Origin of the sequence: Candidatus Pseudothioglobus singularis PS1 (assembly GCF_001281385.1) — a bacterium.
Taxonomy (GTDB): Bacteria; Pseudomonadota; Gammaproteobacteria; order PS1; family Pseudothioglobaceae; genus Pseudothioglobus; species Pseudothioglobus singularis.
Genome location: NZ_CP006911.1, coordinates 470239 through 483384 on the forward strand (window position 1 = coordinate 470239; position 13146 = coordinate 483384).

15 protein-coding genes are annotated in these 13146 nt (G+C 38.0%); 7 read left to right on the forward strand and 8 right to left on the reverse strand.

Annotated features, from left to right (window positions below; translation table 11 throughout):
* Positions 1 to 138: 138 nt before the first annotated feature.
* Entirely contained in the window at positions 139 to 1086 is a 948-nt protein-coding gene (locus tag W908_RS02365) for a DMT family transporter (protein WP_053820773.1), read from the forward strand.
* Here the strand turns inward: W908_RS02365 and prmC are convergent.
* The gene (gene prmC, locus W908_RS02370; protein WP_053819759.1) at positions 1078 to 1863 is read right to left on the reverse strand and encodes a peptide chain release factor N(5)-glutamine methyltransferase; all 786 of its coding nucleotides are present in this window, start codon (positions 1861 to 1863) and stop codon (positions 1078 to 1080) included. The genes W908_RS02365 and prmC overlap by 9 nt on opposite strands.
* 148 nt (positions 1864 to 2011) lie before the next feature.
* On the opposite strand from prmC, the gene W908_RS02375 reads away from it, so the two are divergent.
* Positions 2012 to 2461 carry a tRNA (cytidine(34)-2'-O)-methyltransferase gene (locus W908_RS02375; protein WP_053819760.1) on the forward strand — a complete coding sequence of 150 codons (450 nt, stop codon included), beginning with the start codon at positions 2012 to 2014 and terminating at the stop codon, positions 2459 to 2461.
* A 16-nt stretch (positions 2462 to 2477) separates the two neighbouring features.
* On the opposite strand, the gene fmt is transcribed toward W908_RS02375, so the two are convergent.
* Both fmt and argH read right to left on the reverse strand, forming a co-directional pair.
* Complete coding sequence (gene fmt, locus W908_RS02380) at positions 2478 to 3407, reverse strand: methionyl-tRNA formyltransferase (RefSeq protein ID WP_053819761.1); 930 nt, start codon at positions 3405 to 3407, stop codon at positions 2478 to 2480.
* A complete protein-coding gene (gene argH / locus W908_RS02385; protein WP_053819762.1) occupies positions 3407 to 4792 on the reverse strand; it encodes an argininosuccinate lyase in 1386 nt (461 codons plus the stop codon). The genes fmt and argH overlap by 1 nt, the downstream gene beginning before the upstream one ends.
* A gap of 220 nt (positions 4793 to 5012) precedes the next feature.
* Between argH and hemC the strand changes: the two genes are divergently transcribed.
* Positions 5013 to 5921, forward strand: a complete 909-nt coding sequence (hemC, locus tag W908_RS02390; protein ID WP_053819763.1) for a hydroxymethylbilane synthase — start codon at positions 5013 to 5015, stop codon at positions 5919 to 5921.
* Positions 5922 to 5928: 7 nt separating this feature from the next.
* Positions 5929 to 6213: a 4a-hydroxytetrahydrobiopterin dehydratase gene (locus tag W908_RS02395; protein WP_053820774.1), complete on the forward strand. Its 285-nt coding sequence runs from the start codon at positions 5929 to 5931 to the stop codon at positions 6211 to 6213.
* Here the strand turns inward: W908_RS02395 and ftsY are convergent.
* Entirely contained in the window at positions 6210 to 7163 is a 954-nt protein-coding gene (ftsY, locus tag W908_RS02400) for a signal recognition particle-docking protein FtsY (protein ID WP_053819764.1), read from the reverse strand. The genes W908_RS02395 and ftsY overlap by 4 nt on opposite strands.
* Before the next feature lie 153 nt (positions 7164 to 7316).
* On the opposite strand from ftsY, the gene hemJ reads away from it, so the two are divergent.
* From hemJ to ltaE, 3 genes are read left to right on the forward strand one after another with little or no spacing between them, the layout of a single operon-like run.
* Entirely contained in the window at positions 7317 to 7742 is a 426-nt protein-coding gene (hemJ, locus tag W908_RS02405) for a protoporphyrinogen oxidase HemJ (RefSeq protein ID WP_053819765.1), read from the forward strand.
* Between the two features lie 8 nt (positions 7743 to 7750).
* Positions 7751 to 8407 carry a hypothetical protein gene (locus W908_RS02410; RefSeq protein ID WP_053819766.1) on the forward strand — a complete coding sequence of 219 codons (657 nt, stop codon included), beginning with the start codon at positions 7751 to 7753 and terminating at the stop codon, positions 8405 to 8407.
* 12 nt (positions 8408 to 8419) lie between these two features.
* The gene (gene ltaE / locus W908_RS02415; RefSeq protein WP_053819767.1) at positions 8420 to 9490 is read left to right on the forward strand and encodes a low-specificity L-threonine aldolase; all 1071 of its coding nucleotides are present in this window, start codon (positions 8420 to 8422) and stop codon (positions 9488 to 9490) included.
* On the opposite strand, the gene W908_RS02420 is transcribed toward ltaE, so the two are convergent.
* From W908_RS02420 to cysM, 4 genes are all read right to left on the reverse strand, one after another.
* Positions 9483 to 10238 (reverse strand): amino acid ABC transporter ATP-binding protein, encoded by a 756-nt coding sequence (locus W908_RS02420; RefSeq protein ID WP_053819768.1) that lies wholly within the window; start codon positions 10236 to 10238, stop codon positions 9483 to 9485. The genes ltaE and W908_RS02420 overlap by 8 nt on opposite strands.
* Positions 10239 to 10240: 2 nt before the next feature.
* Positions 10241 to 11206: an amino acid ABC transporter permease gene (locus W908_RS02425; protein WP_053819769.1), complete on the reverse strand. Its 966-nt coding sequence runs from the start codon at positions 11204 to 11206 to the stop codon at positions 10241 to 10243.
* A 46-nt stretch (positions 11207 to 11252) separates the two neighbouring features.
* Positions 11253 to 12110, reverse strand: coding sequence for a transporter substrate-binding domain-containing protein (locus W908_RS02430; protein WP_053819770.1), 858 nt, complete (start codon positions 12108 to 12110; stop codon positions 11253 to 11255).
* Between the two features lie 108 nt (positions 12111 to 12218).
* Entirely contained in the window at positions 12219 to 13118 is a 900-nt protein-coding gene (gene cysM / locus W908_RS02435) for a cysteine synthase CysM (RefSeq protein WP_053819771.1), read from the reverse strand.
* Between the last annotated feature and the right edge of the window lie 28 nt (positions 13119 to 13146).

Below are 13146 nucleotides of genomic sequence, written 5' to 3' on the forward strand. Positions count from 1 at the left end.
CTTGATAAATTTGATTATACATCGAGATCGAATCGTTTGACAATCCAAGAAATGTTGGCTAAGAAAAAAAACATCATTAAATAAAGTTTTCTGATATATTTCAAACCTTTATTGATGTTAGATAGTTTTGCAACTGTTATGAATAGCAATCCCCAAAAAAATCAAGCTGAAAAAGATAAAGGCGCTATTAAGTCTAATTTAATATGTGTCTTTTCAATCCTTTTATTTGCAATGGGCTTTCCTGCTGCAGAGTACTTATTGGATGACTGGGATGTCGTCAGCGTTATTACTGCTCGAAATGTATTTTCATTTATTTTAATTTTCTTAATATGGTTATCCATTGAGGGGATTCAAAAGGTTAAATCTGCTAAATGGCTTAAAGGTTTTTTTATTGGGGTCTCGGGATTTGGTATTGGGGCATTTTTGATTCTTTACCTACAGTCTATTACAACTCCAGTGATTGCGGCATTAGCGGTAGCCACGATGCCTGTATTTGCGGTTTCACTTGAGATGCTCCTTGATGGACGCAAAATGACGTTTTGGTTTTTCTTTGGTGTTGTTTTGGTTCTTTGGGGCGGCTATATTGCTTCTGGAGCTTCATTGGTTGAGAGTAATATTGGATTTGCTATTCTGATTGGGTTTCTAGGGGTAGCACTATTTGCATGGGGATCTAGAGCAACCGTTAAAAACCTTCCAGGTATGACTACTTTAGGTCAGGTAGCAGTGACATCATTTGGAATGGCTGGGCTTTCAATTGCGCTGTATTTTATTTGCACTATTTTTATGGATTTAACGAATAGCGCCTCATCAATAACACTCAAGCATCTTGGTTTAGTCCTAATCTATGCTTGGCTTGGTCTAGGCATTTCACAAATCTTATGGATAAAGGCTGTGAGTCAGCTGGGTATTGGTATTTCGTCATTTCATTTGAATGCGGTTCCATTCTACGTCATGTTTATGCTGTTTCTTCTTGGTGATCGCTGGATATGGCACCAAGCTGTTGGGGCTCTAATCGTAATTTCTGGGGTCATATTAGCGCAACAAAAGTCTTCGAAGAAAAAAGCAGATTTTTTTGAGCTACCTTAGTTTTGCAAGGATTGCCCTGTCAACCTTGTTCAGATCTTTAAATGTTTTGATACTTGTATAAGACTCTTCTAATAACTTCACAATTCTATCTTTTTGATCATACCCATGCTCAAGGAGTAAGTAACCACCACTATTAAGAAATAATGTTGATTTGTTGATAATTTCTCTAATGTCATTTAGACCATCATCGCCTGAAACTAAGGCCTCTATAGGCTCATATCTTAGATCTTGTAAGTGTGGGTCATGCTCATTAATATAGGGTGGGTTACTAACAATTAAATCAAATGTTTCAGGTGGGACTGGATCAAACCAACTGCCACAATAAAAATCAATATTTTTAGTTGAATTGAGTCTGGCAATATTAAGCGCATCTAATGACAGATCAGTAGCTGAGAGTTTCCATTTAGGACGCTTTTCAGAAATTGTAATTGCAATAACCCCGCTACCTGTTCCTAAGTCTAATACATTGAGATTTTTATTTTTATCAAGTAAATTGAGTGTTATGTCTATTAATAGTTCAGTTTCAGGTCGAGGAATAAGGGTTGCAGGTGATACTATAAAATCTAAATCATAAAAGCCTTGACTGCCTTTGATATAGGCGAATGGCTTACCTTTTTTTCTTTGGTCGATATAGCCTAAGAGAACTGATAGTTCAGTATCCACCAGTTGGTAATCTAAATTAGCATATAGCTGCTCTTGGGTTTTGTTAAGCGCCAGACACAACAGTTTAGAAATATCTTCAACATCATTCCTTAGAAAGTCTTTAATTGATTTCATATAAATAATTAGACCAGACTTTGAGGGCTTGTATTAACTGAGATACTTTTTAAGTTATCTTGCACGAGCGATATTATATCAATCAGTGAGTTTTGAAAAATGTTTTATGTTCTATGGGATGATAGCATTATTTATATAAACTAACGACATGTTAAATTTAGTGTTATTTGAACCTGAGATTCCTACTAATACAGGGAGCCTTATTCGATTATCAGCAAATATGGGTTCTAATCTCCACCTCATTAAACCATATGGATTTGAGATTAATGATAAGCGATTGAGACGCGCTGGGCTTGATTATAAAGAGTTAGCAAATTTATATGAATACGATAATTTTGATGATTATTTAGATAAGGCTTGTCCAACTAAAATTTATATAGTGAGCACAAAAGTAAAAACGAGTTATGCCGATGTTAAATATCATAGGGGGGATTCATTTCTTTTTGGCTCCGAGACTAAAGGGCTTCCAAAAGAAATAATGGATGAATATGATGGCATCACACTTCCAATGCAAAAAGGCTCAAGGAGTTTAAATCTCTCAAACTGTGTTTCAATAGTTGCATACGAGGCATGGCGTCAACTAGGGTTTGAGACTTAACCTTTTATAGTGATTTCTAGCTGAGTTTAATGAGCTGATAGGCATTATTGAAGTCTCTAATGGAAACCTCATTTTTGCCCGCTAGCTGAACTCTTTTGATGCTTAATAGTCCACTTCCAGTGGCAATATGGCAAGAGTCCTTTTTCTGCTCAACAACCATTCCAGGGGATTTTGAGCACTCAATGTTTAATGGTTCAGCATCAATAATTCTAATAACCTTATCTTTAAACTGTTTCGCCTCAGCTTGAGATTGCGCAATAGGGCGTGGATTAAAAGCCCTTATTTTTTGACTGATTGAAAGAGCACTTTGACTCCAGTCTATTTGTGCTTCAGCTTTCAGTATTTTTTTTGCATAGATGGCATCACTCGAATTTTGAGGTAAATGTTTTATTTGATTTATGCTATCTAGAGTCTTAAGAATTAGATGGGCGCCCATAACTGATAAAGACTCTGTTAACGAGCCAGAGGTTTCTGTATTTGAGATAGGGTGTTTATCCTTCAGGAGAATGTCACCAGTATCGAGTCCTTCATTCATCTGCATAATGGTGATTCCTGTTTCGTTATCTCCTGCAATAATAGCTCTTTCAATAGGTGCAGCGCCTCTCCATCGCGGCAGAAGAGAAGCGTGTATATTTAGGCAACCAAACTTTGGCACTTCGAGTATTTCTTTGGTAAGAATCTGGCCATAAGCTGCAACAATCATTACATCGGGATTAAGAGACAATAACCTCTTATAATTTTCTGGATGGCTTAATTTTTCTGGCTGTACAACAGTTAAATTATTCTCAAGGGCATAGAGCTTAACTGGGCAAGGAGTTAAGACTTTTCCTCTTCCTTTAGGTCTATCTGGCTGACAATAAACAGCAATAATCTCATGATTAGAATTGTGAAGGTGAGATAGTGCTTTGACCGCAAAATTGGGTGTACCTGCGAAAACTATGCGCATTACTTTATAGCTTTGCGACCAGCTTTAATGGCAATCAGGATTTGCTCAGGAGAGGTTCCACCTATATGATTACGTGATTGAATAGACCCCTCTAGTGAGATCACTTCAAATACATCATTTTCGATAGATGTATCAAATTCTTTTAACTCATTTAAAGTAAATTCACTTAGATCTTTATTTTCTTTGATTCCAAAGGCAACAGCTTTACCGACAACATCATGGGCATCCCTAAAGGCCAAACCTTTTTTGACAAGATAGTCTGCCAGATCGGTAGCAGTGGTGTACCCCTTAATTGCTGATTGATACATATTATCCTTATTGGCTTTAATTGTAGGCATCATTTCAGAAAAAACATGGAGGCAAGAGTAGATTGTTTCTACGCTATCAAAGAGCGGCTCTTTGTCTTCTTGATTATCTTTGTTATAAGCTAATGGTTGGCCCTTCATCAGAGTAAGAAGAGCAATCAAATTACCATTAACCCTTCCTGTTTTTCCTCGAACCAGCTCTGGCACATCTGGATTTTTCTTTTGGGGCATAATCGATGAGCCCGTACAAAAACTATCAGGAAGAGCAATAAATTCAAACTGAGCGCTAGACCAAAGAATGAGTTCCTCGGAGAACCTAGAAAGATGCATCATGATGAGGCTCGCATTTGAGGCAAACTCAATTGCAAAGTCACGGTCACTAACGGCGTCCAAAGAGTTCAAGCTGATACGCTCAAAGCCCAAGAGTTCAGCGGTTCGTTCACGATTAATTGGATAACTCGTTCCTGCAAGGGCAGCACTACCAAGAGGCATTGTATTGATTCGCTTAAAGCTATCCTCAAGACGCTCTTTATCACGCTTAAACATTTCGAAGTAGGCTAATAGGTGGTGCCCAAAACTGATTGGCTGAGCAGCCTGAAGATGAGTAAAACCGGGCATAATGGTCTCATTTTCTTGTTCGGCAAGATCGAGAAGGGCGTGCAGAAGTTTTTGAAGCTCATTCTGGATGCGCTGGACATTATCTCTTAGATAGAGCCTAATATCTGTAGCAACCTGATCATTTCGAGAGCGCCCAGTATGAAGTTTTTTACCTGGCTCGCCACAAATCTCTGTTAATCGAGACTCAATATTCATGTGAACATCTTCAAGATCAACTGACCAGGTAAATTCTCCTGAAATGATCTCTTGTTTGACTTGTTCAAGCCCTTTTAAAATCTTCTTTAACTCGTCACTGGTTAGTACTTTAGCTTCCATGAGCATAGTTGCATGCGCTATAGAGCCTTCAATATCATAGAGCGCAAGGGTTTTATCAAAAGCAACAGATGCGCCAAATATTTTGACAAACTCATCAGTTGGCTCATTGAAACGGCCACCCCATAAATGATTTGTTTTAGAAGTCATTCTATTTTTACTCTCTATTAAATACAAATTTAAATTACTGCACATTATTCCAGCATATGGAAGATAAGTTACTGAAAATGATATAAAAAGCTTTTTTAAGTAGATATTTAAAGCGGATATATTTCAATGTTTTCACTACAATATTGTCCTAATAGCCCACATTATCAAGAAACACTCGATAAAATATTGATGAAATTGATATTTTGGAGAAATCAAAGTAGTGCTTAGAATTGCAACACGCAAAAGTCCACTGGCTCTTTGGCAGGCAGAGTTTGTTAAGTCAAGGCTAGAGCATTTCTATCCTGAGTTGAAGATAGAGTTAGTAAAAATGACGACTCAGGGTGATAAGATACTTGATACTCCCCTTTCAAAAATTGGTGGCAAAAACCTTTTCATTAAGGAGCTTGAAATTGGAATGATCGAAGGTAGGGCTGATATAGCAGTTCATTCAATGAAAGATGTTCCCTATGAATTACCGGAAGGTTTTGTTGTTGGAGCTATTCTGGAGCGTGAAAATCCATTTGATGCTTTTGTATCAAACCATTTCAACAGTATTACAGACCTTCCAATTGGTTCACGAGTTGGCTCATGTAGTCTAAGACGAATCGTCCAATTAAAGGCATTGAGGCCAGACTTAGTTATTTTAGACTTAAGAGGAAATGTCAATACCCGCTTACAAAAACTTGATGATGGTGAGTATGATGCAATCATTCTGGCCTGCTCAGGCCTTATGAGGCTTGGTTTTGAGGATCGAATCAAGCAGCATCTTAATGCTCAACAATCGTTACCAGCTGTTGGACAGGGCGCCCTTGGAATTGAGGTGAAAGAAAACGATAGTCAAATTATCAAGCTTTTAGAGCCACTCATTCACAAGAAAACGATGGATGAAGTAAGTGCTGAAAGAGCTATGAATGCATCACTTCAGGGAGGTTGCTCGGTTGCAATTGGTGCTTATGCTACAAGCAATGGGAGTGAATTAAACCTTAGAGGCATGGTTGGTAATGTTGATTCTGGGAAAGTGATAAGGGTAGATGAGCATGGTGATTTGAGCCAACCAAAAGATTTGGGCGAACGAGTAGCCAATAAGCTTTTATCTTTGGGTGCAAGAAAACTATTAAGCGGAGTATGATTTGATCTTGTCTAATGAACAACTAGTGCAATTTTTAATAGAGCTTGCTGAATGGCGTATAAAAGATGAAAAACTATTTAGAGTTCTTCGCTTTAAAGACTTTAATAAAGCTATTGAGTTTATGAATCAAGTTGCAATCACTGCAGAGGCAATGGATCACCATCCTGAGTGGTCGAATGTCTACAATAAAGTAGAGATATATCTAGTGACTCATAGTGAGGGCGGAATTACGCAGCTTGATATTGATTTAGCGAGAGAGATTGATTCTCATTTCAGTACTTTTAAGCTCTAATCAAATAAAGCGTTGACAAAATCTTTTGCATTAAAAGGCTTTAGATCTTCAATTGCTTCCCCAACTCCAATATAGCGAATAGGCAACTTTAAGGAATCTGATATTGAGAATAAGACGCCACCTTTCGCTGTGCCATCTAGTTTAGTGATGGCTAAACCTGTTAAATTAATGGACTTGTGAAATTCATTTGCTTGTTGAATGGCGTTCTGCCCTGAGCCTCCATCAATCACAAGAAGGGTTTCATGAGGCGCATCCTCATTATGCTTTTTAAGCACTCTCTTAATTTTTTCAAGCTCTTGCATTAAGTTATCTTGAGTATGAAGTCTTCCCGCTGTATCAGCAATTAATATATCAATATCTTTAGCAATCGCTGACTGATAGGCATCATATACAACCGAGGCTGCGTCAGCCCCTGTTTTTTGAGCGATGACGGGAATATCATTTCTCTCACCCCATACCTGAAGCTGCTCAACCGCAGCCGCTCTAAATGTGTCTCCAGCTGCAAGCATAACTGATTTACCTTCACCTTGAAATAACTTTGAAAGCTTACCAATAGTTGTCGTTTTTCCAGCACCATTTATTCCCACCACAAGAATGACAAAAGGATTGTTAGAGCTAGGCTGTAATAGACTTTCCTTGATTAATAACGACTCTAGTTCCTCCTTAATCAGCTGATAGAGGCTATCCTCATCTTTTAATTCCTTTCTGGATGCTTTTTTTCTAACGACTTCAATTACTTTATCAGTTGTTTGGATTCCAATGTCTGATCCAATTAAGAGCATTTCCAACTCTTCAAGGAGGTCTTCATCAATCTTTTTTTTGCCAATAACAAGTGAAGAGAGGCCATCACCAAGCTTTTTTTTGGATTTAAATAGTCTTTCCTTAAGCGAAGTTTTATTTTTTACTTCCTGAGAATCTTGGCTTTGCGTTTTTTTAAAAAAATTTAGCATTCTATAAAACTGTATGTTTGATATCAAATTTTACTCTGTCATAAGTCATAAGATAAATTAATGAGTAAATGATAAATAAACTAATCTTTGCGAATATCCGACATAATAACCGGTCAAAAACGGTATTATGATTTATATTTTTTTTGGATTATTATGCTTTGGGTTAAGGCCATACACGTTTTTGGATTTGTTTCTTGGATGGCAGGAATGTTTTACTTGCCTCGGTTATTTGTTTATCACTCGATGGCGGAAGATGCGATCAGCATAGAGCGCTTTAAGGTTATGGAAAGAAAGCTTTACAACGGCATCATGATGCCAAGCTTTATTTTAACCACTATAATGGGTCTATGGATGCTTCAGAGCTATGCCTGGGAGGTATACAGTAGCATGTATTGGCTTAAGACTAAGCTGTTTCTTGTGGCTATTCTTATAGCGTATCACTTTTACTGTGGGCATCTAGTCGGCGTTTTTGCGGCTGATAAAAATGATAAGTCTCATGTTTTTTTTAGGTGGTTTAATGAATTTCCAGTCGTTTTCCTGATTTCTATTATCATCCTCGCAGTCGTTAAACCTTTTTAAGGACTTTTATGAGTATTTCTGAAGATACAAAAGAATTAAATTCATATATTAATGAACGAGTTGATATTGATTCCGTTGCGACTTTTAAAGGGAATGAGCATATAGTCAAGCTTAAGCTTAAGTTTGATATTGAAAGCATTAGAGGGGCTCTTGATCATATCAAGTCGACCTCGGAGTTCAAGACTGCTGCGTCTGGTTTTCATGCGCTTGCGATGACGCGAAGGAAAGATGGTACAGCAGACTCTGACAACGATTTAGTGGGCCGCTACTATACACGTGTTGATGACAGCTACGAGGAGATAGCCAAAGATGAGCTGGTTGATGAATCATTATTTAGCGAGCTTGTTGATATCTTTAAGGGGACTTACTTTGAGACAATCTACAAAGAATTAACGGCACGCTACCCCATTGGAAGAGTCAGAATACTTGAAAAAGATAGCTATAACTGTAATTCTTGGCATAGAGACCCAGAGCCTAGAATTCATATTCCCATTTATACTAATCCAGGCTCTTTATTTATAGTCAACCACCACTGCACCCATCTACCTGCTGACGGCTCAGTGTATTTTACGGATACGCGTGGTTACCACACAGCTCTAAATGGTGGTGAGCATCCCAGAACACACCTTGTCGCCACGCTAGCCTATCCTGAGTACCAGCCTTAAATCTAAATCAATATGAATCAATACAAAAGAAATAGTAGTCATTCTCGAAAAAATGAATTTAAAAATCTTATTGATTTTAGAAGTGACACCGTAACTCTTCCTTCTAAAGAAATGTTATCAAGCATTCAAGAAGCCAAGATGGGTGACGATGTATATGAGGAGGATGAGGAGGTTAATGAGCTGCAGGAATATGCAGCTAACTTATTAGGAAAAGAGGCAGCCTTATTTTTTCCAAGTGGGACTCAGAGTAATTTAACGGCAATGCTCTCCCATTGCCAGCGTGGTGATGAGGTGCTCATTGGAAAAAACTACCACACCAATGTTTATGAAGCGCGGGGAGTTTCTGTTCTAGGAGGTGTAGGTATTTGTCCCATTGAAACTTCTGATTCAGGTTTGATGGATGTTGCTGACATGCTTGGTGAAATTAAAGATGATGATCCGCATTATGCAGTCACTAAATTACTTTGCTTAGAAAATACTATTTCAGGAAAAGTTCAGCCTCAAAATCATCTTGAAGTGCTAGCTAATGCTGCGCATCAAAAAAATCTTAAAGTGCACTTAGATGGTGCTCGACTATTTAATGCGCATATTTATTCGGGCACCTCAATGAAAAGTTTAACAAACTGTTTTGATAGTATTTCAATATGCCTATCTAAAGGCCTTGGAGCACCTATTGGTTCCTTGCTTGTTTCAGATCAAACTACCATTGATAAAGCCCGCCGTCTAAGGAAAATGCTTGGCGGAGGAATGAGGCAAGTTGGTGTAATTGCTTCATGCGGAATGTATGCATTAAAAAATAATGTTAAAAGACTTCAGAAAGACCATGATAACGCAAAACTTCTTGCTGATGGGTTATCATCGATTTCAGAGTTATCAATTGATTATGCTAATAATCAAACCAATATGGTATTTGTCAATTGTCCTAAAAAGCATAGAGAGTCTCTAGAAAAATTCCTATCGGATAGAGAAATTATGATCTCTAATCTGGATAGAGGGCGTTTAGTTTGCCACCTTGGTATAGAGGAAAAAGATATATTATTTGTGATTGATTCTTTTAAAGAATACTTTAAAAAGACTAGCTAAGAATCTGATTTAAAAAGGTTTTTGTGCGTTCATTTTGAGGATTATTAAAGAATTCTTCTGGCGTATTCTCCTCGACAATCTCACCAGCATCCATAAAGATAATTCTATCCGCAACTTGCCTTGCAAAACCCATTTCATGTGTCACACAAATCATTGTCATCCCACTTTTTGCGAGCTCAATCATAGTATCCAAAACTTCTGAGACCATTTCAGGGTCTAGTGCAGAAGTTGGCTCATCAAAAAGCATAACTTTAGGTTCCATACACAAGCTTCTTGCAATCGCAACTCGCTGCTGCTGTCCACCTGAAAGCTGCTCTGGGTATTTATCAGCTTGCTCAGGAATCTTTACTTGTTTAAGAAGTGCCATTGCTCTTTCTTTTGCTTCATTTTGGTCAATACCTCTGACCCAATTAGGTCCCGCCATACAATTCTCTAAAACTGTTAAGTGAGGAAATAAGTTAAAACTTTGAAACACCATGCCGATATCTTGTCGAATAATATCAATATCTTTCATAGTTTCATGAAGCTCAACATCAGTGACATGTATCTGGCCTTCTTGGTGCGCCTCTAATCGATTAAGACATCTAATTAGGGTGGATTTTCCTGAACCTGATGGGCCACATATTACAATCTTTTCTTTTGGATTAATCTCTAGATTGATATCTTTAAGGGCCTGAAAATCTCCATACCATTTATTGACTCCTTTTAAAGAGATGACTGGCTTTTCATTTTTTATACTATCATTCATAGTCAAGTTTTTTGTTGATATTTTCTTTCAATGCGCGCCTGAATCATCTCTAGAATAATCGTTAAACCCCAATAAATCATTGCGGCTGTTAGAAGCATCTCCATGTGCCTAAAATCTCTTTGGCCTAGTGTTTTAGCAAGGTACATCAACTCCCAAATTCCGAGCACAGAGACCAATGAACTATCTTTAAGCATTGCAATAAATTGGTTTCCAGTTGGAGGAACTATAATTGGGATCGATTGAGGTAAGATGATTTTTCGCAGAATGAGACTGGACTTAAAGCCTAAAGCTCTTGATGCTTCCCATTGCCCTTTAGGTATGCTTTGTATACCAGCACGAAAAATTTCAGTCATATAGGCGCCATAGCAAAGTGAGAGTGCTGCAATTCCTGATGGTATGGCGTCAACCATAAATCCTAGCTGAGGTAATCCTTTATAAATCAAATACACTTGAAGTAGAAGAGGGAGACCTCTAAACAAGGATGTATAAAAACTGGCGATAGCATAAGCAAAGCCATTATTGGATAATTTAGCTATTGCGCCAACTATTGCAATAGCAGTTGCAATAACAATTGATACTGCTGAAATATATATTGTGGTAAATAGGCCTTTGGATATCATGAGGCCAATTCTGCTTTGAATGAATGAGAGTTTTAAGTCAAATGAGTATGCAAACGCAAGAAACAAAAGAAATAACTCTATCCACACAATGAAAATTTGTACTTTTATTCTAGTTAAACTAATTGCAAGCAGATTAAGTACAAAAATTACTGATAGGACAAAAGAGACTACAAGTCTTCCAAAAAGACCACTTTCTTCAGGGTTTCCAATGACAGGACTAAGAAATTCACCAAAGATTGTATTGGTGAAATTAAAGGCAAAGAAAAACGCCAATACCGTTACTGAGAGTCCGATAAGGAAAGCTGGCTTATGCAGCGCCTTATCTTCAACAACGGTATCGACGAACATACCTTTTTCTAAAGCTTAAGTAAAACTTTTACTAATAATAACTATATTAGTATGCAGTAGTGTAATCGTTAGAGCTACCATCTGCATTCTTAAACCACTTCATTGACAGAGAAGTCAACGTGTAGTCTTTTTGCATTTCTAAAATAATTCTAGCAATCTCAGCATCTAGCTCAGAATCACTATTGCCTTTATCAGTTGCAACTATTAGCGGCTCATAGAAAGCAGGATCACCTAAGAACTTGATTGGGTAGCCTGCATCAATTGCATTTTGAATCATTGGGACAGAATCAATAATACCATCATTACGAACACCTGCACCTAGGCGAGTGTCATCTAGACAAGCAGAGCCATCAACCAAAGATGTAATGGTTCCTGGAGTCACCTTGTATTTAAATGCAGGAGCATCTAGCATATCAAGACTTCCTTGAAGATACATTTCCCAAGTTGAAGCTGCTGTAGTACAAACATTCTTACCATTTAATCCAGCTAATGTCGTTACAGGTGAGCCAGTATGAACTGCAAATGCAGCTGGCGTGTAATAGTATACAGCCGGGAAGTTTAGGACTTCAGAGCGACTTTCAGTTGGAGTCATTGACCCAACTGACACGTCCCAACGCATATTCCAGTTACCGGAAGTAATCACATCCCAAGCAGGTGTGATGAATCGAGCTTCAACTCCCATACGCTTAGCAATTTCTCTACCGACGTCTACATCAAAGCCTTCCATTTCACCCGCATCATTAATGTATGAGAATGGTGCCCAGTTTGCATCGGTTGCAATCATTAATTCATTATTGTTTTTAATGTAATCATAAACAACTCCTGCTTTAGCAGTCATTCCTATTGATAGAAGTGCTACTGCAAAAACAATTGATGACTTTTTAAAGCCTAACTTAATACTCATTTATCTCTCCTTTATATGTTTAAGAATTTATGAACCTACAATTGTACACATATTTTGAAATGAATCTAGTCATCAAAACAGATTAAACAATAAAAAAAGTGAAGCGTTTTATGCTTTAAAAACGCCTGTAGAAAGGTACCTGTCCCCGCGATCACATATGATTGTAACAATCACAGCATTATCAACTTGTTTAGAAAGCTCAATGGCTGAAGCAACTGCACCGCCAGCAGATATGCCAGAAAAAATACCCTCATGAATAGCAAGATCCCTTGTTGCTTGCTCAGCGTTTGCCTGTGAGACATCCATAATTCTGTCAACGCGGGATGGCTTGAAAATGGTTGGTAAGTATCCCTCTGGCCACCTTCTAATGCCAGGAATATGAGAGTCACCATCAGGCTGAATGCCAATGATTTGAATGGATGGTTTTTTTTCTTTAAGGTATTTTGAAACGCCCATAATGGTTCCTGTAGTCCCCATTGAGCTTACAAAATGAGTAATTTCACCGTTCGTGTCGTTCCATATTTCTTTTGCAGTGGAAGAGGTATGGGCATTTGGATTATCTTCATTAGCAAACTGATTGAGTTGAAGCCCTTTTCCATCTTGACTCATCTCATTCGCTAAATCTCTAGCACCTTCCATACCAAGCTGCTCAGAAACGAGGATTAGTTCAGCGCCATAGGCTGTCATCGCATCCCTTCGTTCTTGCGATAAGTTTTCTTGCATGACAAGAATCATCTTATAGCCTTTGATTGCTGCAACCATAGCAAGTGCAATTCCTGTGTTTCCACTTGTAGCCTCTATCAAGGTGTCTCCAGGCTGAATTTCACCTCTCTTTTCAGCTCCAGATATCATTTTGAGAGCTGCACGATCTTTGACTGAGCCGGCAGGATTATTCCCTTCTAGCTTGCCAAGGATAATATTTGAAGGGTTTGGGTTTAATCTTTGAAGGCGAACGAGTGGCGTTCCACCGACACATTGATCAATTGTTTTGTAGGGCTGTTTGCTCATAAATCTTAGATAGTATCATAAACTTATA